This is a genomic window from Tenacibaculum sp. HL-MS23 (assembly GCF_032463465.1).
Lineage (GTDB): Bacteria > Bacteroidota > Bacteroidia > Flavobacteriales > Flavobacteriaceae > Polaribacter > Polaribacter bernardetii.
In genome coordinates this window covers 1,374,574-1,398,623 of record NZ_CP135989.1, presented here as the reverse complement: position 1 = coordinate 1,398,623, position 24,050 = coordinate 1,374,574, and the positions used below count along the sequence as shown (strand labels likewise).

The window sequence follows — 24,050 nt, the reverse complement described above, 5'->3', positions numbered from 1 at the left end:
CCGTTATGGTTTTATGGTTTCGTTATTATATAAATACTTATCCATTAAATATACGATACTTGCCATTGACGCACTTCCTAACTCTAGTTCACGTTTGTTAACTTTATCGAAAGTATCGCTAGCAGCATGGTGATAATCAAAATAACGTTGAGAATCTGGTCGGTATCCAACCAAAGTAACATGATCGTCCTTTAAAGGACCAATATCAGCACCACTTCCGCCTGCTGTAATATCATGTAAGCCGTAAGGAGCTAATAATTTTTTCCAGCTTTGTAATAATTGAAGGTTCTTGTCATTAGCATCGATAGAGAAACCTCTAGGTGTGTGACCTCCAGAATCAGATTCTAAAGCACCAATATGATTTTCGTTATTCAGTTTTGCTAAACGCGCATATTCTGTAGCACCACGCAAACCGTTTTCTTCATTCATGAAAAATACAATACGAATAGTGTTTTTAGGTTTAATGTTGTTCTTTTTTAACAAGTAAGCTACTTCTAATGATTGTACAATTCCTGTTCCGTCGTCATGAGCGCCATCACCTAAATCCCAAGAATCTAAATGCCCACCAATAACCATAATTTTATCAGGGTTTTTACTTCCTTTAATTTCTCCTACAACATTGTGTGACTGAGCTTCTGGTAGTGTTTCACAGCTTTGTTTTAAGTAAAACTTAAGTGTTGGATTCTCTTTTAAATGCTTGCTTAAGTTTTCGGCAGCTCTAGAGCTAATTGCTGCAGAAGGAATATATTCTGATTTAGGAATATCTCCATACCCCATTGATCCGGTATGAGGATAATCATCTATTCCGTTTGTCATAGAGCGAACGATAACTGCTTTTGCGCCGAATTTACCAACTGCTGCTGCTCCGCCAAAACGCTGACCGACACATCCGCCGTAGGCTTTAAAAGTGTGAATTAAAGTATTATCAAAAGCACCATTAAAGAAAACGATTTTACCCTTGGCTTTATCTCCTAATTTTTCAGCTTCTTCTAAGCTTTTTACTTCAATAACTTCTGCTGTAATTCCGCCAGTTGGTGTTGCAATAGAACCTCCTATAGCACAAACAGGAACATTAATTTCTACTCCGTTAAAGCTATAATTTGCAACTTCTTTTTCTCCACGAACCCAATGCGGTACCATAACAGGTTGTAGCCAAACAGAGTCTAAACCAACTTCGTTCATTAATTTTTCACTCCAAATAACAGACTTTGCTGCTCCTTCTGAGCCGGATAAACGACTACCTATATTTGTAGTTAAGTCTCGTAACCATTCGTACGATTTTCCTTCGGTTAAGGCGGCGTTGAATAAGTGTTTTATTTGAGTTGAATCTATTTTTTCTTCAGTAGAAAAAACATTAGAAGTTAAAGGTGTTTCTTTTTTTTCTGTATTACAAGAAATTACAAACAACCCTAAAATTAATAAGAGAGATAATTTTTTCATTTATGACACTGTTTTAAAGTGCCATAAATGTAAGTTTTATATTTTTAATCGTAAAGTGATCGTAAAGATTTTGATTTGTAGTTGTTTACTTTAAATTAAGTCTAACTATTCTTTGTAAATAGTTAGGCGTAATTATATTTAGATTGTTTTTTTAGAAAAGTGAATCAAATTTCCAAGTTAAACCTCCCATTGCTTGAAAACCTTGTACATTAAAATTATTAAATCTTTGGTAACTGTTATTTAGCACATTATTAAGGTTTAAAAACACAGAAAACGAGTCGTTAAAATGGTATCCACCATTAAAGTTAATGTCAAAATAACCATCTAAGTCTATAGTTGAGAAATTTTGTGATGGTAATACTTCGTATAATTTTCCTTTTCGTTGGCCGACAAAAAAGAAGTTAGCACCTGCAAACCATTTTCTTGTTTTATACGTTCCGAAAAGTTCTCCTTTTATTTTTGGAGCGTTCCATGCTTCAAGCTCATTAGTTAATGTAAACTTATTAAATTGACCGTTTAAGCCTACACTTAAGTTTTTAATTCCGTCGAAAGCAATTTCACCAAAGAAAGACACTCGTTTAATATCGTCGTATGTGGTGTTAAATGAGTTTCCGTAATCATATCCGAAGAAAGAAAAAGCATCTGTTCCTGCAATATTATTTCCGTTAGATTTTGATTGGTTTAAAGTAAAAAAAGCATTGTTTTCAATATCGGCATAACTTGCTTTTAAATTATAACTAAACTGAAAATCTAACTTTCCTCTTACTCCTGCAAAGAGATCGTATTTCTTGTTGGTTTGCTGTATGTTTTGAGTAGGAGAGACGTACGGATTTTTTGTTGATAATGATTTGTAAGTGTTTGTTTCTAAATCTCCTGAAGCACCAATAAAAACGCTTGCAAAATCGTTTACAATAGGATAAGAGATTTCTAAATCAGGATACACAAAGAAATTTGTATCGTTATTCTCTAAATCTAAAGAGACATACGTTTTTGCTCCTATTTTTATAGCTAAATCTTGTACTTTAAAATTATACGTTGGGTGAATACCTGCAGTAGCAAAACTATGTTTTAACTCGGTTTGAGTTTCGTAGTTTTTTTCGAATTTAGTACCTAAATAACTTAATGTTGTGTTTATATATAAATCATTTAACTGACGGTGAAAATTATTTAAAGGAAATTTAAATTTCGCATTTGCATCAATTAAAAACTCATTACTACTTAATGCATCTGTAAAAAATGAAATACTACCATTTGCTTCATCAAGATAAGAATCATCAAATTTAATGGTCCCAAAAACCTTAAAGTAAGTATAGGCTTGTTCTTCTTCAATATTGCTAATAGTAGCGTTAGTAAAAGGTATGTTTGTTGGTAAACCATACCAATTGTGCTTGTTTCGTTCAGCGCTTATGCCTGTTTTCCAATTTAAATAACGTTCTTGTTGTGCATAAAATAAGTTTAAACTCATATCGTAATATGTACTACTAAGAGCTGTGTTTTCAACAGGGTCTGCAGATAGAAGAAATTTTAAATGCGCTCCGAATTCACTATCGTAACTTTCGTTTCTTCTAACATAAGCTTCCAAAAAAGGAGTTATTTTATTACCGAAACCAACAGATAAGTAATTAGGGTATAATAGTTCTCTTTTACCTAAATCTACTTTTTTCATCACACCACTTTTTGGAATAAAAGTAGAGGCAACAGGGACTGAAAATATTTTGTATTCTAATTCTTTTTTCTGTGTTTCTTTTGTGTGTTTTATAATAGGTTTTTGCTTTATTTTAAAAGCATCGGTAATTTTAGGAACGTATGATGTAACTACATTAACTACCTCTGTTTTTATAATAGTGTCTTTTGCTTTTTCTGTGGTTTTCTTTTCTTGTGCATTTGCAATTGATATTGCAAATAAAACAAATAAACCTAAGTGTTTCTTCATTGATATAATCATTGAACTCTTTTTTGTATTTAACAAATTTTAGTTTTGGGTAGTTACCGATTCGTTTGTTTTTGCTTCTTTATTTTTTATAGAACGAAGCTCGTTTGTAGCTTCTTCTGTAACATCTTTGTATTGCGTAAAGTTTTTAATAATGTTTTCTAAGATGTAGGTTGCTTGGTAAGCATCTTTTAAAGCATAATAATTTTTAGCCATTATTATGTAACTTTTAACTCCCCAGTATTTGTAAGAAGAATAGTTGGCTATTAAATTTTGCACTGCTTTGTTAGATGCTTCATAGTCTTTATTTTCATTTAAAAAGAATGCATTATAGTACAAGCTTTCAGCTTTTAGTTCGCCAGTAGCTTTTTTACTAACTTCATTAAAAAACTCTTCAGCGGTTAAAAAGTCATTGGTTTTAAAAGCGGAACGCGCATAGATTATTTTTGCATCTTCTGCGACGTTTGTGTCTATTTTATCGGTTCCTAAAACCTTTTCGGCATAGGTAATAGCGTTGGCATATTCTTTTTTATTATAATACCCTTTCATTAAATTACTTTGTGCAAATATTATATTCTGCGGATAATTAGCTACGGTTTCTAATTGCTTTAAAAGTTGTATTCCTTTATCCCAATTTTCTTCTTCTAAATAGATATTAGAAAGTTTGGCTAATGATTCTTCAGAAAATTCACTTTTATTTTGATCTACAACATAGGTGTAGTGTGGTACTGCATTTTTAAATTGCTTGTTGTTATTATACGATTGCGCTAAATAGAAATGAGATTTTAAAGCATGTAATCCGTTAGGGAAAGTTAAAAGATATTTATTGAATCCTTCAATGGCTTTTGCGGTATCGTTTTCTAAAAACTTGTTTTCTGCAGATTGATAAGTAGCATTGTCTAATTCTGCATCTGTAACATTTATAAATTTTACGTTTTTAACCCAAGCAGCATATTCATCTACTTTACCAATATCAATATATACATTTTTAACATTGGTAACAGCCTGTTTTGCTTCTTTAGAGTTAGGGTGCTTCGCAACAACTTCTTTATATTTTTCTAAAGCTTTTTTATTTTGATTGCTGTTATAGTACAACAATCCTTGACGTAACAGCACATTAGGAATATAGTTGCTATTAGAATGTTCAGATAATAAACGATTGTACGTTTTTTGAGCTTTTACAGCATTGTTTGTTGCAGTATAGGTTGTAGCTAACTGAAACAAAGCATCATCTTGTAATTGAGAACCTACGTAATCGTTAACAAGCGTTTGTAAGTCTTTTATTTTTGAGTCATTTTGCCCCATAAATCCATAACTCATCGCAGTTTGGTATTGGGCGTAATCTGCACCTACACCGCCTTCATTAATTACTTTTTTATAAGAGTTAATTGCTTTTAAGTAGTTTTTAGAAGCATAAAAAGAATCACCTAATCTATTTGAAGCATCATCATTTAAATTATTTTCATCTAATTTTATCGCTAAAAATTGTTGAAAATGTTTTGCAGCATTTTCATAGTTTTTTTGTTTAAAATAAGTGTAAGCAATATTATAATCTAATTTTTTTGTATCTTCTAAATCTTTATTTGTAATTAATAAAAAACTGGTTAAGGCTTTGTCATAATTACCTAATAAGTACTCTGTTTCAGCTAACCAAAAATTCCCTTTATTATTAACTACGGTGTTTGCAGAAAGGGTTGCTTTGTAAAAATAAGGTTTAGCAGCTGCTAATTTATTTTCATTAAATAATTGAATACCTCTATACAACGATACTTCATTTGCAATGTTGTCGTTTTCTACAGACTTTACACTACTTAAATAATCTAAAGCGCCTTGGTAGTCTTGTTGATGTAAATAAGAGGTAATTAATAATTCGTTTATTTCAGATGCATTTGGTGAGTTTGGGTATTTTGCTAAAAAACCTTTTAAAACATCCGGAACACTCTCATACGGGTTTCCTTGTTCGTAACTCAATTTTGCATAACTTAACGAAGCACTTTCAGTTATTTTAAGATCAAATTCCATTTCGCTTGCATTTTTAAATGCATTTAAAGCTGCTGGTTTTTTTTGCAATTCTAAATAACATTCACCTAAATGATAGTAAGCATTCTGAGCAACTTTATTGTTACCGCCAATAATTTTATTAAAATTACCAATAGCCTCTTCATAGTTTTTTTGCTGATAATAAGCGTAACCTAAATAATAATAATCGGTATTAGTCCACTTACCATTTTTACCTTCATAGGCTGTTAAGTAAGGAATTGCCTGATCGTATTTTTTAAGATTAAAATAGCTCTCACCAATTATTTTAGAAACCTGAGAAATTTCTTTTTCATCTTTTGATTCTTTTAAAAGGTTTTCTCCAATTTTCACAGATTTATCAAAACGCCCAGCTTTAAAACTAATATCTAAAATATAGTAATTTGCTTTTGCTTGGTAAGTAGCATCGTTTGCTAGCTGACTTAAATTATCTTCGGCTTCACCAAAATTTTCTTGTTTGTAAGCAATATATCCGAAGTAATAACGCGCATCGTTACCATAAATAGGGTTTCCAAGTAATGTTTGAAAACGAGATTTAGCATCTTTTAAATAATTAGATACCAATAAAGCATAACCCATTTTATAATTTAACTCATCTCTTTCTGGTTGACTTAATAACTTGTCATTTACTTTTTGATACCATTTTAACGCGTGTGCAGCTTTTCTGTTAGCAAAATAATAGTTACCCACATTTATAAAAGCCTTCTCTTTTTTGTTATTATAAGGGTGGTTTTCTACAAATTCTAATACTTTATCATCTGCATTGTCTTGTGTTAATTTTATAGCACACATTGCATCATAATAATCGGCATCAGCTTTTCGATTTTCATGTTGATTAGCATTTCTAGAAACTTCACTAAACAGTTCTTGCGCAGCGGCGTAGGCTTTGTTGTTGTAAAGTTTTATAGCTTTGTGGTAATCAGATGTAATTTCTGAATTAATAGCAGACTCTTGTGCCGTTATGGTTATTGAAAAAGCGATTAAAAATAGTGAAAAACAACTTTTTTTTAAACAAATAAATCTCATATATCTTAGTTCTCTAAAAGGTATAACGTACCTTTTCTGTTTTTGTTGGTAAACAATGCATCAAAAATAAGAAATGTTATAGAATTAAGTAATAAAATTTTAGATTTGTAAAAACGAATCGATATATGGAAAGACCTGTTTTACATCTTGAAAATGCTGATATTTATCAGCAAGACAACTTAGTATTATCAAAAATTAACTTCAGATTAAATAAAGGTGATTTTTATTACTTGATAGGAAAAACAGGAAGCGGAAAAAGTAGCTTGTTAAAAACCTTGTATGGCGATTTGCGTTTACAAAGAGGTTTGGGTGAAATTGTAGGTTTCGATTTAAAGAAAATGAAAGAAAATGATATTCCTTTTTTAAGAAGAAAATTAGGAATTGTTTTTCAGGATTTTAAACTTTTAAATGATAGAAACGTTTTTGAAAACTTAGAATTCGTTTTAAAAGCTACTGGATGGAAGGATAAAACCGAAATGAAAGATAAAATATACGAGGTTTTAGATAAAGTAGGAATGAAAGAAAAATACTACAAAAAAACATTCGAACTTTCTGGAGGTGAACAACAACGAGTTGCAATTGCAAGGGCATTGTTAAATGATCCTGAGTTAATTTTAGCAGATGAACCTACGGGTAATTTAGATCCTAAAACATCGCTTGAAGTAATGAATTTATTAAATGAAATTCATAAAAGCGGAAAAACCATATTAATGGCTACGCACGATTATCAGTTAATTGTAAAGTTTAAGCAAAAAACTCTTAAGTGTGAAGGCGGAGAGTTGTTTGAAGTACAACAACAACAACAACAATAACAACAAACAGTTTAGTTTTAAATAAAAAACCCACTTCACGAATGAAGTGGGAAAATTGCTATGAAAAACTATGAAAAAGAAACACTACTAAATGCTTCCTTATAATTAAAGACGCTATCTTTTAAAGAACCTTACACGTTTGTCATAAAATTTAAAATTTTTTTAAAATAAAACCCTGAGTAGTTAAACTACTCAGGGTTTATATATTAAAGAGCTTAAAATTATTTTACAAATTTAAAGCAGAATTGTTGTTTTTAACAGCTTCTGCAGATGCAGTTAAGTGTACTTTTTCAGCATCAGATAAATTAATCTCAACGATACTTTCAATTCCGTTTTTACCTAAAACAACAGGAACTCCGATACATAAATCAGACAAGCCATATTCACCATCTAATAAAGTAGAACAAGGGAATATTTTTTTAGTATCACAAGCAATAGCTTGTACCATACCTGAAACAGCAGCACCTGGTGCATACCAAGCAGAAGTACCTAATAAACCAGTTAATGTAGCACCACCAACTTTAGTATCTTGCATAACTTGCTCTAATCTTTCTTCTGATAAAAATTCAGAAACAGGAACAGAGTTACGAGTAGCTAAACGCGTTAAAGGAACCATTCCTTTGTCAGAGTGACCTCCAATAACCATTCCGTCAACATCAGATATAGGCGCACCTAAAGCTTCCGCTAAACGGTACTTAAAACGAGCAGAATCTAAAGCCCCACCCATACCTATAATTCTGTTTTTAGGTAATCCAGTGGCTTTGTGTACTAAATAAGTCATTGTATCCATTGGGTTAGAAACCACAATGATAATAGTGTTAGGAGATTGTTCTACTAAGCTAGCCGCTACCGACTTTACAATACCAGAATTGATACCTAATAATTCGTCACGAGACATACCAGGTTTACGAGCAATACCAGAAGTAATTACACAAACGTCAGACCCTGCAGTTTTACTATAATCTCCTGTAGTACCTGTTATTTTTGTGTCAAAACCATTTAAAGAAGCTGTTTGCATTAAATCCATTGCTTTACCTTCAGCAAAACCTTCTTTAATATCTACTAATACAACTTCTGATGCGAAATTTTTAATAGCAATGTACTCTGCACAACTTGCACCTACAGCACCTGCTCCTACAACTGTTACTTTCATTTTTTTATATTTTTAATTGTGATGAATTAATTTAAGTTGCACAAAAATAACGATTTGACTATGGATATAAAAACAAAACCCCATTGAAATTTCAATGGGGTTTTGTAGGTGCTTAGTTGAGATTATTTTTTAGACATCATTTTTGTGTATTCTAAAATATATTCACTAAAATATCTCCATTTAATATCTTTTAAAGGATACTTTTTAACAAACTCTTCGCAATCTCCAAAAAGCTTTTCGTATCTAACATCTAATTCTCTTTTATGCATCCAGTAAATAACACCGTCTTTCTTAATGTAATATGACTTAGCAAGACCTCCTGCAACATTAAATCCAGCAAAACCAAGCTTTGTTGTTTCTTTAGCAAAAGGATCTCCAAAAACTTCTAAATACTTACTAAACGTTGGGTTGATTAGCTGCATCATATATTCTCTTTTTTTCTTTTTATTTTTTAAAGAAACTTCTTGGTTTTTAAAATATATATATCCTTGGTTAATAATTTCGTTATCTAAATCTGTTCTTTCCCATTGTCTTACATCATAAATGTGTCTAAAAGATTTAGAAAATTTTTCTATACCTCCAGGAAATAAATACATTTCTTTTATTTGGTCAGAAACAAATTTTAACTTTTTCCCTGTTTGTTCGTCTTTAATTTTTATGTAATAAATCTGACCTTTTTTTCTGTCGACATCTTTTTTGTACCCTTCTATTCTTTTTCCATCTTTTAAAACAACAACTGAAAGCTTTTTGCCTGAATAACTATTATATACTTTGTCAAAAAGATCTTTCCCTTCTAATTTGTCAGAAGTTTCATTTTGAGCATTTGTAATGATGCTGCAAATCATAATTAATAATAGTAAAATTTTTCTCTTCATAATTTTTGTGTGTGAATTAATTTCTGGTTCGAAAGTATAAAAATAAAAAAGAATCTTATTTATAAAATAAGATTCTTTTTTTGATGTTTATTTTATGAATAAAGATTATCTAAAGCTAAAAGCGATACCCGCGTTTACAGAATTATATTCTTGCATGGTATAACTTCCAAATATTTTAAAGAAACCTAAGCTTAAGCGAGTTCCTATAGTTGCGTTAAAGCCACTAGTGCTTGTGCTTAGTGATAACGGGTTTCTTCCTAAGTCTTCACGTACTGTAACTGAAGGTATGGTTGAAGACTCATAGTTGGCAACAAAGCTATCACCTTTTAAATCTAAATCAGTACTTCCTCCGTTGTATCCAACTCCTCCATAAAAATTAATAATAGGAAAATTAATAGAAGCAATTGCTTGAACAGTATACGAGTTTAATTTAAATTGAGTAATACCATTTCTAACCTCTATATTACCATCTACATCACCTATTGTGTAATCTACATTCATATTAGTATATGCAGCTAACAAAGAAACATGTAAAGGCAATTTATCTAAAGGTCCAAACCAACTTGTAATTTCTTTTTTTAATCCAATACCAAATAAACTACCTTTTACATCATCAGAACCAACTTCAGGAACATAACGAACCATTGCCTCTAGTTTAAAGGGAAGTCCTAAACCAACTTGTATAGAAGGTGCAGGAACAGCACTAGCAGGTAGGTCTTCTTTTACACCGTTTGGCATTGTAAAATCAGCAGAAACTGTTTGTCCGTTTACCGTAGTCTCATATCTTAAATCAGCAGGTGTAATATCTTCACTTCCTGCAACAGTAGGAGATGAGCTAACCCCGTTTGTAACGGTTGTGTTACTTGATAGGTTTAATTTAGCAATGTTAAAAATTTCATCTTTTGAAGGAATAAAAGAAATGTTAGCTCCTATTGTTATATCGAAACCAAATTTTTTATGAACCTTAGCGGTATGGTACCAACCATTATTCATGCTGTAAATAAATCCTTTCATGGCAGGGTTTAAATAAGCGTTCGTTAATTTTGCAGCATCTTCTTTTGCTAAAAGAATTGATTCTAATTCTTGTGCTTTTACGTTTAAGGCTAAAGTTAAAAGAGTTACTATAGATAAAATTATTTTTTTCATTTTACTAAGTTATTAATTAGTTTGAAGCAAATGTATGAAAAAAGCTCAATCTTTTAAGATTGAGCTTTTTATAGTTTTATAATAAAAAAATGTTATACATCGATATTTGCATATTTCGCATTACGTTCGATAAAATCTCTACGTGGAGGTACTTCATCTCCCATAAGCATAGAGAAAACTCTGTCTGCTTCTGTTGGGCTGTCAATAACAACTTTACGTAAAGTTCTAAATTCTGGGTTCATGGTTGTGTCCCATAATTGGTCTGCATTCATTTCTCCAAGACCTTTATAACGCTGTACGTTTACAGAGCCTCCCATGTTTTTAGCAATAACATCACGTTGGTTATCATCCCAAGCATATTCTCTTTTTTGTCCTTTTTTTACTAAATATAAAGGAGGTGTTGCAATATAAATATAACCTTGCTCTACCATTTCTCTCATATATCTAAAAAAGAAGGTTAATATTAAGGTAGCAATATGCGAACCATCTACATCGGCATCACACATAATAACTACTTTATGATAACGAATTTTAGATAAGTTTAAAGCTCTTGGGTCTTCTTCTGTTCCGATAGAAACTCCTAAAGCCGTAAACATGTTTTTGATTTCTTCGTTTTCAAAAACTTTATGTTGCATTGCTTTTTCAACATTTAAAATCTTTCCACGTAGTGGCAAAATAGCTTGAAAATTACGATCTCTACCTTGTTTTGCTGTTCCACCTGCCGAATCTCCCTCAACTAAGAAAATTTCACATTGTGCTGGATCTGTTTCAGAACAATCTGATAATTTACCAGGCAAACCACCAATACTCATTACGGTTTTACGCTGCACCATTTCACGTGCTTTACGTGCTGCATGACGAGCATTGGCTGCTAAAATTACTTTCTGAACAATGATTTTTGCATCATTAGGATTTTCCTCTAAGTAGTCCGTTAACATTTCTGAAACTGCTTGAGAAACAGCAGCGGATACTTCTCTGTTACCTAATTTTGTTTTTGTTTGTCCTTCAAATTGTGGTTCTGCTACTTTTACAGAAACAATGGCTGTTAATCCTTCACGGAAATCATCACCAGCAATTTCAAATTTTACATTTTTAAGTAATCCAGATTCGTCAGCATACTTTTTTAAAGTGTGTGTTAAACCTCTTCTAAAACCAGATAAGTGTGTTCCTCCTTCGTGCGTATTAATATTGTTTACATAAGAATGTAAGTTTTCTGAATACGAAGTGTTGTAAACCATGGCAACTTCTACAGGGATACCATTTTTTTCACCTTCCATAGAAATAATCTTGGCAGTTAACTGCTCACGAGTAGAATCTAAATATTTAATAAATTCAGGTAAACCTTCATCAGAATGAAATACTTCTGAAATAAAATTACCTTCATCATCTGTTGTTCTCTTATCCGTTAAGGTAATTGTAATCCCTTTGTTTAAGAATGATAACTCGCGCATACGAGTTGCCAATGTTTCGTAATTAAAGTCTGTAGTTTGCTTAAAGATTGATTTGTCTGGTAAAAAAGTTACAATCGTACCTGTAAAATCAGTTTCGCCTATTGTTTTAACAGGGTATAAGGCTTTTCCTTTAGAGTACTCTTGTTGCCAAATTTTACCTTCTTTATGAACTGTAGCTGTTAAAAGGTCTGAAAGTGCGTTTACACAACTTACACCAACACCATGCAATCCACCAGAAACCTTATAAGAATCTTTATCGAATTTACCACCAGCACCAATTTTTGTCATTACAACTTGTAATGCAGAAACGCCTTCTTTTTTGTGAATTCCTACAGGAATACCACGACCGTTATCTTTGGTTGTAATAGAGTTGTCTTCATTAATTGTAACATCAATTTTATCACAATAACCTCCCATTGCTTCATCAATAGAGTTGTCTACAACTTCGTAAACTAAGTGGTGTAAACCACGAATACCAACATCTCCAATATACATTGAAGGACGCATTCTTACATGCTCCATTCCTTCAAGCGCTTGAATACTGTCAGCTGAATAATTATGTTTTTTTTCTTCGCTCATGATAAGTGAATTAATTAAGTTTTAATTTTAATAAACAGTCTTTAGAAAGGAAAGTTTAACCTAACAAACTTACGTTTTTTTAAGGTAAATTAAAAGGTTTTAAGCGTTTGATGATGATTTTTTATGAGTTTAAGGAAGGTTGAAAAAAAGGGCTTAAAATGACTGTAAAGTGCTTTAGTGTTAGTTTTTGTTTTTTTTAAGGTTGAATAAAAATATGTTTAAACAGAAAACCTCGCAAAAGCGAGGTTTTTGAATTGTGATTTTCATAAAAAAGATCTTTTAGCGCAAATTAATGGTCTTTTGAGCAACAGAAAGTCCTTCTAAAGAAATAATTACTTTGTGAATGCCTGGTGTTATATTTTTTCTGTCCACCTCTATAAATGAAACAACATCTAATGGTTCATTTTTATAATCTATAGTTAATTTACTGCTATATGTATTAGCTGTACCTTTAGCACTTTTAATAATAACGATATTATTTTTAGAGTCTAAAACTTTTATGGAAATTCGTTTTTTTCCTTTATTAGCTATTTCATTTTTTAAAACATGAAAACTAATTTTAAAAGCATCTATTTTATTTTTATTTGTCGTTGTTGTAAACTTACTATTATTTCTTTTTCTCATAGTAAGCACTTCAACAATATTTAGTTTTAATAATTTAGCTTTATCAACTTTAGTAGCTAAAGAATTAATTTTAGTTGACAGTTTTTTCGTTAAATGCGTTTTTTTTGCAAGTGCTTTTTTGTCTTTTTTTAAGTCGCTATCTAATTCATCTACCGAATCTTTTAGGTTGATGATTTTATTAATTTCTAAAATTACTCTTTTAGATAATTTCTTGTTTTTTGCGCTTAATTTTTTGTAGTTGGCGGTTGTTTTTTCTAGCTTTTGTTCTAACTCTTTTTTTCTTCAATGGATTTTTTAAGTCTAGAGCTTACCATTTTGTAATCGTAGTTTTTATTAAAAGCATAGGAAAAGGAGAGTGCTGTTGCTATAAATAATAATACAAGTAAAATTTTCTTTTTAATTTTTTGTGTACTCATTTTCTTTAGGGGGATTAGTTTTTAGAAAATATGCCTAAATATAAATAACTAACAATTATAAAAAAAATAAATAGTTGATTTTCATTTATTTATAGTGATGGTAAATACTTTTTAAACTAAGAAAGAAGGATGTTATACGTTAATAACGTAAAAACCTCGCTTTTTTGCGAGGTTTTTTTGCTTTGTAATAATAAATTATCACGATAATCTAATTACTAAATCTTCAGAGTTAACCATTACTCCAGATTTTAAAACGATTTGTTTTATAGTTGTATCTTCTGTAGCTGTAATTGTAGTTTCCATTTTCATAGCTTCAATAATAAATAAAGGCTGGTTTTTAACCACTTTTTCACCTCCTTTTACTAAAATAGCAGATAACATTCCTTGTAATGGAGCGCCTATTTCTTTTGAATTACTTTTATCAGCTTTAGCGTTAATGATCTTATTTACTTTTATAGCTTCATCTTTTATTTGCACTGCTCTTCCTTGACCATTCACTTTAAAATACACGGTAACCATTCCATCTTCATTTGGTCTTCCAATAGAATCTAGAGTAATTAATAAAGTTTTTCCTTTATCTAATTCAACAACAATTTCTTCGCCTCTTTCCATTCCGTAAAAGAAATTCTTGGTTGGTAGGTTTAATAAACTGTCGTATTTTAAATGTTTATTAAAAGCATCCGTAAATACTTTTGGGTATAATTTATAAGATATGAAATCTGTAAAATCTATAGGCCTGCTTAAGTCGTTTTCAAATATTTTTTTAAAGTCATTATATTCTTTGTCGATATCTAAAGGCTCAATATGAGCATTAGGTCTGTCTGTATATGGTTTTTGATCTTTTAAAATTAATTTCTGAAGATCTTTAGGAAATCCGCCAACTGGTTGTCCTAAATCTCCTTTAAAGAAACTAACTACCGATTGCGGAAAAGAAATTGTATCACCACGTTCTAAAACATCCTGAACCGTTAAGTTATTACTTACTAAATACTGTGCCATGTCACCAACTACTTTAGAGCTTGGTGTAACTTTTACAATATCACCAAAAAGGTGATTTACATCGCCATACATTTTGGTAATTTCATGAAAACGATCTTCTAATCCTAATGCTTGTGCTTGTGGTTTTAGATTTGAGTACTGACCACCTGGAATTTCATGTTTAAAAACTTCACCAGAACCTGATTTTAAACCAGATTCAAACGGATAATAATACTCTCTTACTGTTTCCCAATAGTTAGAATATTCATTTAAAGAATCAATACTTAAATTACTTTCTCTATCGTTAAACTTCATCATTTCTACAACCGAATTAAAATTAGGTTGTGATGTTAATCCCGATAATCCGCCAAGGGCGACATCCACCACATCAACTCCGGCTTCAATAGCTTTTAAATAAGTAGCTGATTGAATAGATGATGTGTCGTGTGTGTGTAAATGAATAGGGATATTTACTTCTTGCTTTAATGCTGAAACCAACTCGAAAGCTGCATACGGTTTTAATAAACCAGCCATATCTTTAATTGCTAAAATATGTGCACCAGCATTTTCGATGTCTTTGGCTAAAGTGGTATAGTATTTAAGATTGTATTTTGTATTCTTCGGATTTAAAATGTCGCCTGTATAACAGATTGATCCTTCGGCTAAACCATTTGTTTTATTACGAACATGTTCAATACATGGGGCTATAGATTTCATCCAATTTAAAGAATCGAAAATTCTAAAAATATCCACCCCTTTTTCCCAAGATTGTTGCACAAAATTTTCAATTAAATTGTCAGGATACGCCGTGTATCCAACTCCGTTAGAACCTCTAATTAACATTTGAAGCAATACGTTTGGCATCGATTTACGTAACAATTGTAAGCGTTCCCACGGATTTTCTTGTAAAAAACGCATACAAACATCAAAAGTTGCGCCTCCCCAAACCTCCATACTAAAAATACCTGGGTTGTTTTTTGCGTAACCTTCTGCTACTTTTAACATATCAAAAGTTCGCATTCTGGTAGCTAATAAACTTTGATGTGCATCTCGCATCGTGGTATCTGTAAAATGAACCTTCTTTTCATTTTTTAACCACTGAGAAAATTTCTCAGGACCCAGTTCTGTTAATAAATCTTTTGTTCCTTTAGGGAAGCTAGCATTTGCATCAAACTTAGGAACAATAGGTTTTACGAATGTTTTTGTTGGATCTATTTTTTTAACGTCTGGATTCCCATTTACAATAACATCTCCTAAATAAGTAACTAATTTCGTAGCCCTATTTCTTGGAGCTTTAAAAATAAATAAATCAGGTGTTTCTTTGATGAAATTAACAGTTACTTCTCCTTTTCTAAAGGTTTCATGTTTTAGAATGTTGTCAAGGAAAGGCATGTTTGTTTTTACACCTCTAATTCTAAATTCGGCTAAAGCTCTACGAACTTTTCTACAAGCACCATCTAAAGTTCTACTATTTGCTGTAACTTTTACAAGCATCGAATCGAAAAATGGCGAAATAACTGCGCCTTGATAAACACTACCAGCGTCTAAGCGAATTCCGAATCCAGACGCACTTCTGTAAGTGGTAATTTCGCCGTAATCTGGTTTAAAATTGTTCTGCGGATCTTCGGTTGTAATTCTACATTGCAGGGCATAGCCATTTACTTTTACGGCTTCTTGGTTTGGTATTTTTATTTGTTGATCTGCTAGTTTATATCCACCAGCAATAAATAGTTGAGTTTTTATTAAATCTATATTTGTTACCACTTCGGTAACCGTGTGTTCTACCTGAACTCTTGGATTTACTTCAATAAAATAGATGGCGTCATCATCGTCAACCAAAAATTCTACAGTACCAATATTATTATAATCAACAGCTTTACAAATATCGATAGCATATTTATAAAGCGCATCTTTTATTTCTTGTTTTAAATCAAATGACGGCGCAAATTCAATTACTTTTTGATAGCGACGTTGCACAGAGCAATCGCGTTCGAAAAGATGTACTGTGTTTCCGAAATTATCAGCAACAATTTGAATTTCTATGTGTTTCGGATTTTCTACAAATTTCTCCAAAAAAACGGTGTCATCTCCAAATGCATTTAGTGCTTCACGCTTACTTTCGTTAAAAGCTCTTTTTAATTCGTCGGCTTTCCTAATAACACGCATTCCTCTTCCGCCACCACCAGAAGCAGCTTTTAACATAATTGGATAGCCAATTATTTCAGCTTCACTTAAAGCAACATCAATATTTATTAAAGGCTTTTCGTTACTTCTTATTACGGGAATGTTATTTGCAACAGCAACCTCTTTTGCTGTAATTTTATCCCCTAAAGATTTTAATACAGACACTTTGGGTCCAATAAAAATAATACCATTATCCTCACACTTCTGAGCAAGATCTGCATTTTCAGATAAAAAGCCATAACCAGGATGCACTGCATCGGCACCACTTTCTAATGCAACTCTAATAATTTCATCAATATTTAAATACGGTTTTAGCGGCGCATTATTTTCTCCTATTTGATAAGACTCATCTGCTTTATATCTGTGTAATGAATATCTATCTTCAAAGGTGTAAACACCTACTGTTTTAACATTGATTTCTGTACAGGCTCTAAAAATTCTGATAGCAATTTCTCCTCTGTTTGCGACAAGTACTTTTTTTATTTTCATTCTTATTATGATGTGTTTAGAAAGCGGTTAACGAACGTTCGCTATAAATGTAATAAATGCTGATGAGATTATCAATTAATTTTTGAATTAGAATATTATAGTTTGTTAACTATCAACTTAAAAACTGATTTTAGTACGCGTCGTCATGTACACTCATTATTGCTCTTCCCGATGGTTCGTTCATGTTTTTAAAAGCCTCATCCCATTCTAATGCAATTTTTGTGCTACAAGCAACACTTGGCTCTTGCGGAACACTTAGTGCAGCGGTATCACTAGGAAAATGGGCTTCGAAAATAGTTCTGTAATAAAACTCCTCTTTGTTTTGTGGCGTTTGTATCGGGAACCTAAATTTAGCATTTGCCAGTTGCTCATCTGTAACTTCTTTATCTACTACTTCCTTTAAAGTATCAATCCAATCATAACCTACACCGTCAGAAAATTGTTCTTTTTGTCGCCAAGCAACGCTTTCTGGCAACATATTTTCAAATGCCTTTCTAATCACCCATTTTTCCATACGTTCTCCGTTAATCATTTTGTCTTTCGGATTGATACGCATAGCAACATCTATAAATTCTTTATCTAAAAACGGCACACGACCTTCAATACCCCAAGCCATTAAACTTTTGTTAGCTCGTAAGCAATCGTACATGTGTAATTTATCTAATTTACGAACCGTTTCTTCATGAAATTCTTGTGCATTTGGAGCTTTGTGAAAATATAAATAGCCTCCAAAAATTTCATCGGCTCCTTCTCCAGATAATACCATTTTAACGCCCATCGATTTAATAACTCTCGCCATTAAATACATTGGTGTAGAAGATCGAATAGTAGTTATGTCGTACGTTTCGATGTTATAAATTACATCTTTAATAGCGTCTAATCCTTCTTGAATAGTGAACTTTATTTCATGGTGTACTGTACCAATATGATCGGCAACTTTTTGAGCTGCCGCTAAATCTGGTGAGCCTTCTAATCCAACAGAAAAAGAGTGTAATTGAGGATACCAAGCTTCCGATTTATCATCTGATTCTATTCTTTTTTGCGAATACTTTTTTGCAATTGCTGATATTACAGAAGAATCTAATCCGCCTGAAAGTAAAACACCATAAGGCACATCACTCATTAATTGTCTGTGTACAGCAGCTTCTAAAGCTTCTTTAACTTCTGCAATACTAGTTTCGTTTTCTTTTACAGCTTCGTACTCTGACCAGTCTCTTTTGTACCATTGTACAAATTTTCCGTCTTTACTCGACATATAATGCCCTGGAGGAAATAATTCAATTTTAGTACAAACACCTTCTAAAGCTTTTAATTCAGAAGCAACATAAAAAGTTCCGTTTTGATCCCAGCCAATATATAAAGGAATAATCCCCATATGATCACGAGCAATAAAATACTCATCTTTTTCCATATCGTACAAAGCGAAGCCGAAAATTCCGTTTAAATCATCAATAAAATCAACACCCTTTTCTTTATATAATGCTAAAATTACTTCACAATCAGAAGCTGTTTGAAACTCATAAGAACCTGTAAGGTTTTTAGCTAATTCTCTGTGGTTATAGATTTCTCCGTTTGCGGCTAAAATTAACTTTTTATCAGCACTAAATAACGGTTGTTGTCCAGAAGCGGGGTCAACAATTGCCAAACGCTCATGTGTCATGATAACTTTAGCATCACTATAAATTCCGCTCCAATCTGGCCCACGATGTCTAATTTTTTTAGACATTTCTAATAGCTGAGGTCTTAAACTCTCAGGAGACTCTTTTAAATCAAACGCACATACAATTCCACACATAATTTTATATTTTTATTCCTCAGTTAAATTGAGGTTTTTAGTTCTTATTTATATTGCAAATCACGGTATTTTGTTTTTTTTTATAAATAGTTTTGTTTGAAATGATTACATATGTAATTTATTTGTGTTGTTTTTTTAATTTTAATTAATAATTTTAACTACTTTGTTTTTTTTTAGATATAAAAACAACTGAGAGTAATTTTTTGGTTGCAATTTCATTGTGTTTTGGTAGTTGTTTTTTATAGGTTATAAATATATAAAGCAAATAAGATTTTAATTGAATTAGATGTGGTTGTTTGATAATTAATTAACTTTACGTTCTATTAATAAAAAAAAGTTTTATGAAAAAGTTATTGGGTTGTTGTTTTTTTTTGTGTGTAATTTATAGTTGTGGTAAGTCAGAAGATCAACAAGAAGATGTTCTTTTAACGTCAAATATAGAAGTTTATGAAGAAGGTTTAATAGACGATAGCTTAGTGTTGGCTGTTGAAAACGGAGCAGATAAATCTTATTTATTAGACAAAGCAGGAAATAAAATTAAAACTTGGGATTTCGATTTGAAATTAGGTAATGATTTAGAAATTATGTCTGATGGGAAGTTGTTGGGTATGTTTAAGGTTGATGATCCTGCTTTTTCATTTGGAGGTGGCGGCGGAATCATTAGAATTCTAAATATTGACGGAAGTGTTGATTGGGAATATAAATATGCAACAGAAAATCATTTAGCACACCATGATGTCGAAATGTTACCAAACGGGAATATTATTTTTCTTGCTTGGGAAAGAATAACGAAATCAGAAGCTAAACTAAATGGCGTTGAAACAGAGGGAGATATATTTCCAGAGGTGTTGGTTGAGGTAAATCCAAATACAAACACTATAGTATGGGAATGGCATAGTTTTGATCATATAATACAAGATAAATTGCCTAGTAGTACATTGACATATGGTGTGTTAAGTGAGAATCCTCAGAATATTAATATTAACTATTATTCTATAGATAATGGTGATATTATGCACGCTAACGGAATAGATTATGATGCCGAAAAAGACGTAATTTATATTAGTGTTAATTATTATGGAGAAGTATGGGTTGTCGATCATAGTACAACATTACTTGAAGCAAAAACGAGTTTGGGAGGTAATTATGGCAAAGGAGGTGATTTGTTGTATCGTTTTGGTAATCCTAAAGCTTATAACAGTGTTTTTGGTGAACGCATGTTTTCTAGAAATCATTTTCCTAATTTTTTAGAAAAAAATATACCAGGAGCAGGCAATGTTTTGGTTTATATGAATGGAAATGATGTAGGTCAGTCTACTGTTTATGAATTAAAAATGCCTGAAGTTTTTGAATTAAAAACCGAAGAAAGTAATGAACCAAATGTGGTTTGGAGCTTTACTGATTCGGAGTTATTTTATGGTAAAATTTCTGGAGCAACAAGATTGAAAAATGGTAACACATTAATTTGCGAAGGAGATTATGGTTTTTGGGAAATAACTCCAGAGAAGGAAGTTGCATGGAAGTATAATGGAGGTAAGGTTTCTTTTTGGAGAGGTTATCCATATACTTGGGATTCTCCAGAAATCAAAAGTTTAAAATTAAAAAAATAATTTTGCAGAATCAAAAATCTGTCATACATTTGTGTTATAATGATGAAACAAAACAACATATGGTGGTGGAACTCTCTTAATAGTTAAGTGAGAAGATACCTATATGTATATATTATAAAGGAAAGGCTTATCTCACGATAAGCCTTTTTTGTTTTTTTAAACAATAAAATTAATGTCTCCTCGAGCGCAGTCGAGAGGTTATAGACAAGAAAAGAGATTAAATTGGTCTCGACTGCGCTCGACCTGACAAGTTAATATGGAAAAAATAAAATTTAACACAATAACAAAAAGTAAAATTTCTGATACAATAACACCTGTAGGTTTGTATTTGCGTTTTAGAGATAAATATGCTAACACTTTATTATTAGAGAGTTCAGATTACCATAGTAAAGAAGAAAGTTTTTCTTTTATAGCTATCGAACCAGTGGTTACAATGAAGGTTGAGGATCATAATTTTACTGTTTCTAAACAAGGAAAAACAATTTCAGAAAGTAAAATAGATAAGAACTTTTACAGCTTGTTTGATGATTTTTCAAAGTCGATCGCTTTAGATTGCCTCCCAGCACTAAAATCATTTAACGGTTTATACGGATATTCAACCTATGATAGCGTTCAATATTTCGAAAACATACAGTTAAATGTAAAAGATGCGCCGTCTAAGATACCTGTAATGCAATACAGTTTTTACCGATTCATTATAGCAATCAATCATTTTAATGATGAAATGACGTTGATTGAAAATATTGAAGAAGGAACAGAGTCGAGAATTTCAGAAATAGAAACTATTATAGAAGCGCAGGCTTTTAATACGCAAAAATTTGAAATTAGCGGAGAAGAAACCTCAAATTGTACCAATGATGATTTTAAAGAATATGTAGTAAAAGCAAAAGCACACTGTAAGCGTGGCGATGTTTTTCAGTTGGTATTATCACGCCAGTTTCAACAAAAATTTAAAGGAGATGAATTTAATGTGTATCGAGCATTACGTTCTATAAATCCGTCGCCATATTTATTTTATTTCGATTATGGTTCTTTTAAATTAATGGGATCTTCACCTGAAGCTCAAATTAAAATAAATGAAGGAAAAGCCATTATAAATCCAATTGCCGGAACTTTTAGGCGTACAGGAGATATGGCAGAAGACATAAAACTAGGTAAGCAATTATCCGAAGATAAAAAAGAAACTGCAGAACATGTAATGTTGGTAGATTTGGCAAGAAATGATTTGAGTAAACATGCCGACAATGTAAAAGTTGAGGTATTTAAAGAAGTGCAATATTTTAGCCATGTAATTCATTTAGTATCCACAGTAAAAGGTAGTATTAAAGGAAATCCGATAGAAATTGTAGGAGATACTTTTCCTGCCGGAACTTTAAGTGGAGCACCAAAATACAAAGCGATGCAGTTAATCGACAAATATGAAAATCAATCTCGCGGATTTTATGGTGGGGCAGTCGGAATCATCGGTTTAGATGGTTCGGTAAATCTTGCCATCGCAATTCGCTCTTTTGTAAGTAAAAATAACGTACTATATTATCAGGCAGGTGCAGGAATTGTAATTCATTCCGACGAAGAAAAAGAATTGCAAGAAGTAAATAATAAATTAGCAGCATTAAAAAAAGCGTTGACTTTAGCAGAAAACATTTAGGGCGTTCGAGCGGGCTTTTCACTATATCTTTTTATTTTAAAAAGAAAATAAAAAGGATGCCGTTTCAATCCCTAACGCAAAAATAAATTTTAAGTTTTTACAACGAAGTAATCTCTTAATTAATAAACAAACAGATTGCCACAGCAAAAGAATAAATTTGCTTCGCAATGACAACTAGAAAAAAATGAAAATATTAATACTAGATAATTACGATTCGTTTACCTATAATTTGGTACACATGGTAGAAGATATTACTGGTAATTTACCAGATGTATATCGTAACGATGAAATTTCTGTTGAAGAAATTGACCGCTATGATGCCATTATTTTATCTCCAGGACCAGGAATTCCTGATGAAGCAGGTATTTTAAAAGAGGTCATAAAACAATATGCAGGTAAAAAACCTATTTTTGGAGTTTGTTTAGGTTTACAAGCAATTACAGAAGTTTTTGGAGGAAGTATAGAGAACATGGGAGAGGTTTTTCATGGAGTTGCCACAGAAATGGAAGTTGTTAATAAAGAGGCTGTTATTTTTAAAGGAATTGCACAAAAATTTCAAGCGGCAAGATATCATTCTTGGATTGCTTCAAATGAAAACTTCCCATCAGAAATTAATATTACAGCTGTAGATGAAGATGGCGGAATTCAAGCAATTGAACACAGTGTATTTAATATGTCGGCAGTACAATTTCATCCTGAGTCAATCTTAACAGAAGTTGGTGAGCAGATTGTTAGAAATTTCTTAGAGAATATTAAAAAATAAAATGTCTCCTTGAGCGGAGTCGAGAGGTTACTATTTAAATCTCGACTCCGCTCGATCTGACAAAAAAAAATACTGAAAAATTAATTCAGCATATAATGAAACAAATATTAAACGATTTATATCAACATAAAAGATTAACAAAATTACAAGCAAAACAAGTTTTGATTGATATTGCTTCGGGCAAATTCAATGAAGCGCATTTGGCTTCTTTTATGACCGTTTTTATGATGCGCCCTATTTCGGTTGACGAGCTTTCGGGTTTTAGAAATGCGTTGATAGAATTAGCCATAAAAGTAGATTTTTCTGAGTATAACACCATTGATATTGTTGGTACAGGTGGCGACGGAAAAGATACTTTTAATATTTCTACCTTAACGTCTTTTATTGTTGCTGGTACCGGACAAAAAGTGGCAAAACATGGTAATTATTCGGTGTCATCTCAATCAGGTTCGTCTGATATGTTAGAGAGTTTCGGATATGAATTTACCAATGATGAAGCTGTTTTAAAATCACAATTAGAGCAAGCTAATATTTGTTTTTTACACGCACCAAAATTTCACCCGGCAATGAAAGCGGTAAGCGCAACTAGAAAAGCATTAGCGTTAAAAACATTTTTTAACATGTTAGGGCCTTTAGTAAATCCTAGTTCACCTAAAAATCAATTATTAGGAACTTTTAATTTAGAAGTTGCCCGTTTGTATAATTATATCTTGCAAGAAGAAGGTACAAATTACGGTATTGTTCACGCCTTAGATGGTTATGATGAAATATCTTTAACAAGCGGTTTTAAATTGTTTACCAAAAATGGAGAACAATTAATTAATCCAGAAGATATAGGGCAGAAAAGGATAGAACAATCAGCTATATTTGGAGGAGAATCTGTTGCTGATGCCGCAAAAATATTCAAAAGTATAATTGAAGGAAACGGTACCGAGGCACAAAATAGTGTGGTGTTAACAAATGCAGCATTTGCCTTAAAAATTGTTGATGACAAGAAGAGTTTTCAAGAAGCTTACGAAGAAGCAAAAGATTCTTTATTAGGATTAAAAGCATATCAAACATTAAATAAACTAGTAAATATATAATGTCTACTC

General features: G+C 31.7%; 14 protein-coding genes and 1 pseudogene. 5 read left to right on the top strand and 10 right to left on the bottom strand.

Annotated elements, in window-relative coordinates:
- Positions 1-3: 3 nt before the first annotated feature.
- From RRF68_RS06470 to RRF68_RS06460, 3 genes are all read right to left on the bottom strand, one after another.
- Complete coding sequence (locus RRF68_RS06470) at positions 4-1,440, bottom strand: M20/M25/M40 family metallo-hydrolase (protein WP_315943846.1); 1,437 nt, start codon at positions 1,438-1,440, stop codon at positions 4-6.
- A 151-nt stretch (positions 1,441-1,591) separates the two neighbouring features.
- On the bottom strand, positions 1,592-3,373 hold the full coding sequence (locus RRF68_RS06465; protein WP_315943845.1) for a hypothetical protein: 1,782 nt from the start codon (positions 3,371-3,373) through the stop codon (positions 1,592-1,594).
- Between the two features lie 39 nt (positions 3,374-3,412).
- Positions 3,413-6,433, bottom strand: coding sequence for a tetratricopeptide repeat protein (locus RRF68_RS06460; protein ID WP_315943844.1), 3,021 nt, complete (start codon positions 6,431-6,433; stop codon positions 3,413-3,415).
- A gap of 125 nt (positions 6,434-6,558) precedes the next feature.
- Between RRF68_RS06460 and RRF68_RS06455 the strand changes: the two are divergent.
- Positions 6,559-7,077: pseudogene (locus tag RRF68_RS06455) on the top strand (cell division ATP-binding protein FtsE); the annotation flags it as partial.
- Between the two features lie 394 nt (positions 7,078-7,471).
- Here RRF68_RS06455 and mdh read toward each other — a convergent pair.
- The 7 genes from mdh to asnB all read right to left on the bottom strand — a co-directional run bounded on the left by mdh (position 7,472) and on the right by asnB (position 18,935).
- Complete coding sequence (gene mdh / locus RRF68_RS06450; RefSeq protein ID WP_315943842.1) at positions 7,472-8,398, bottom strand: malate dehydrogenase; 927 nt, start codon at positions 8,396-8,398, stop codon at positions 7,472-7,474.
- A gap of 122 nt (positions 8,399-8,520) precedes the next feature.
- On the bottom strand, positions 8,521-9,273 hold the full coding sequence (locus tag RRF68_RS06445) for a hypothetical protein (protein WP_315943841.1): 753 nt from the start codon (positions 9,271-9,273) through the stop codon (positions 8,521-8,523).
- A 105-nt stretch (positions 9,274-9,378) separates the two neighbouring features.
- The gene (locus RRF68_RS06440; protein ID WP_315943840.1) at positions 9,379-10,419 is read right to left on the bottom strand and encodes a DUF6588 family protein; all 1,041 of its coding nucleotides are present in this window, start codon (positions 10,417-10,419) and stop codon (positions 9,379-9,381) included.
- Between the two features lie 92 nt (positions 10,420-10,511).
- Entirely contained in the window at positions 10,512-12,449 is a 1,938-nt protein-coding gene (gene gyrB, locus RRF68_RS06435) for a DNA topoisomerase (ATP-hydrolyzing) subunit B (protein ID WP_218771313.1), read from the bottom strand.
- Positions 12,450-12,728: 279 nt separating this feature from the next.
- Positions 12,729-13,073 carry a hypothetical protein gene (locus RRF68_RS06430; protein WP_315943839.1) on the bottom strand — a complete coding sequence of 115 codons (345 nt, stop codon included), beginning with the start codon at positions 13,071-13,073 and terminating at the stop codon, positions 12,729-12,731.
- A gap of 614 nt (positions 13,074-13,687) precedes the next feature.
- Positions 13,688-17,140 (bottom strand): pyruvate carboxylase, encoded by a 3,453-nt coding sequence (locus tag RRF68_RS06425; RefSeq protein WP_315943838.1) that lies wholly within the window; start codon positions 17,138-17,140, stop codon positions 13,688-13,690.
- A 130-nt stretch (positions 17,141-17,270) separates the two neighbouring features.
- Positions 17,271-18,935, bottom strand: a complete 1,665-nt coding sequence (gene asnB, locus RRF68_RS06420) for an asparagine synthase B (RefSeq protein ID WP_315943837.1) — start codon at positions 18,933-18,935, stop codon at positions 17,271-17,273.
- Positions 18,936-19,276: 341 nt separating this feature from the next.
- Here asnB and RRF68_RS06415 point away from each other — a divergent pair, with 341 nt between their 5' ends.
- The 4 genes from RRF68_RS06415 to trpD all read left to right on the top strand — a co-directional run bounded on the left by RRF68_RS06415 (position 19,277) and on the right by trpD (position 24,041).
- Positions 19,277-20,545 (top strand): aryl-sulfate sulfotransferase, encoded by a 1,269-nt coding sequence (locus RRF68_RS06415; protein WP_315943836.1) that lies wholly within the window; start codon positions 19,277-19,279, stop codon positions 20,543-20,545.
- A gap of 256 nt (positions 20,546-20,801) precedes the next feature.
- Positions 20,802-22,193 (top strand): anthranilate synthase component I family protein, encoded by a 1,392-nt coding sequence (locus RRF68_RS06410; protein WP_315943835.1) that lies wholly within the window; start codon positions 20,802-20,804, stop codon positions 22,191-22,193.
- Positions 22,194-22,377: 184 nt separating this feature from the next.
- Complete coding sequence (locus RRF68_RS06405; protein WP_315943834.1) at positions 22,378-22,956, top strand: aminodeoxychorismate/anthranilate synthase component II; 579 nt, start codon at positions 22,378-22,380, stop codon at positions 22,954-22,956.
- A 95-nt stretch (positions 22,957-23,051) separates the two neighbouring features.
- Complete coding sequence (trpD, locus tag RRF68_RS06400; protein ID WP_315943833.1) at positions 23,052-24,041, top strand: anthranilate phosphoribosyltransferase; 990 nt, start codon at positions 23,052-23,054, stop codon at positions 24,039-24,041.
- The last annotated feature ends 9 nt before the right edge of the window (positions 24,042-24,050 follow it).

Bases quoted from the DNA above. Each gene is read 5' to 3' on its own strand.
- RRF68_RS06470 (WP_315943846.1), bottom strand. From the start codon at position 1,440: ATGAAAAAATTATCTCTCTTATTAATTTTAGGGTTGTTTGTAATTTCT.
- RRF68_RS06465 (WP_315943845.1), bottom strand. From the start codon at position 3,373: ATGAAGAAACACTTAGGTTTATTTGTTTTATTTGCAATATCAATTGCA.
- RRF68_RS06460 (WP_315943844.1), bottom strand. From the start codon at position 6,433: ATGAGATTTATTTGTTTAAAAAAAAGTTGTTTTTCACTATTTTTAATC.
- mdh (WP_315943842.1), bottom strand. From the start codon at position 8,398: ATGAAAGTAACAGTTGTAGGAGCAGGTGCTGTAGGTGCAAGTTGTGCA.
- RRF68_RS06445 (WP_315943841.1), bottom strand. From the start codon at position 9,273: ATGAAGAGAAAAATTTTACTATTATTAATTATGATTTGCAGCATCATT.
- RRF68_RS06440 (WP_315943840.1), bottom strand. From the start codon at position 10,419: ATGAAAAAAATAATTTTATCTATAGTAACTCTTTTAACTTTAGCCTTA.
- gyrB (WP_218771313.1), bottom strand. From the start codon at position 12,449: ATGAGCGAAGAAAAAAAACATAATTATTCAGCTGACAGTATTCAAGCG.
- RRF68_RS06430 (WP_315943839.1), bottom strand. From the start codon at position 13,073: ATGAGAAAAAGAAATAATAGTAAGTTTACAACAACGACAAATAAAAAT.
- RRF68_RS06425 (WP_315943838.1), bottom strand. From the start codon at position 17,140: ATGAAAATAAAAAAAGTACTTGTCGCAAACAGAGGAGAAATTGCTATC.
- asnB (WP_315943837.1), bottom strand. From the start codon at position 18,935: ATGTGTGGAATTGTATGTGCGTTTGATTTAAAAGAGTCTCCTGAGAGT.
- RRF68_RS06415 (WP_315943836.1), top strand. From the start codon at position 19,277: ATGAAAAAGTTATTGGGTTGTTGTTTTTTTTTGTGTGTAATTTATAGT.
- RRF68_RS06410 (WP_315943835.1), top strand. From the start codon at position 20,802: ATGGAAAAAATAAAATTTAACACAATAACAAAAAGTAAAATTTCTGAT.
- RRF68_RS06405 (WP_315943834.1), top strand. From the start codon at position 22,378: ATGAAAATATTAATACTAGATAATTACGATTCGTTTACCTATAATTTG.
- trpD (WP_315943833.1), top strand. From the start codon at position 23,052: ATGAAACAAATATTAAACGATTTATATCAACATAAAAGATTAACAAAA.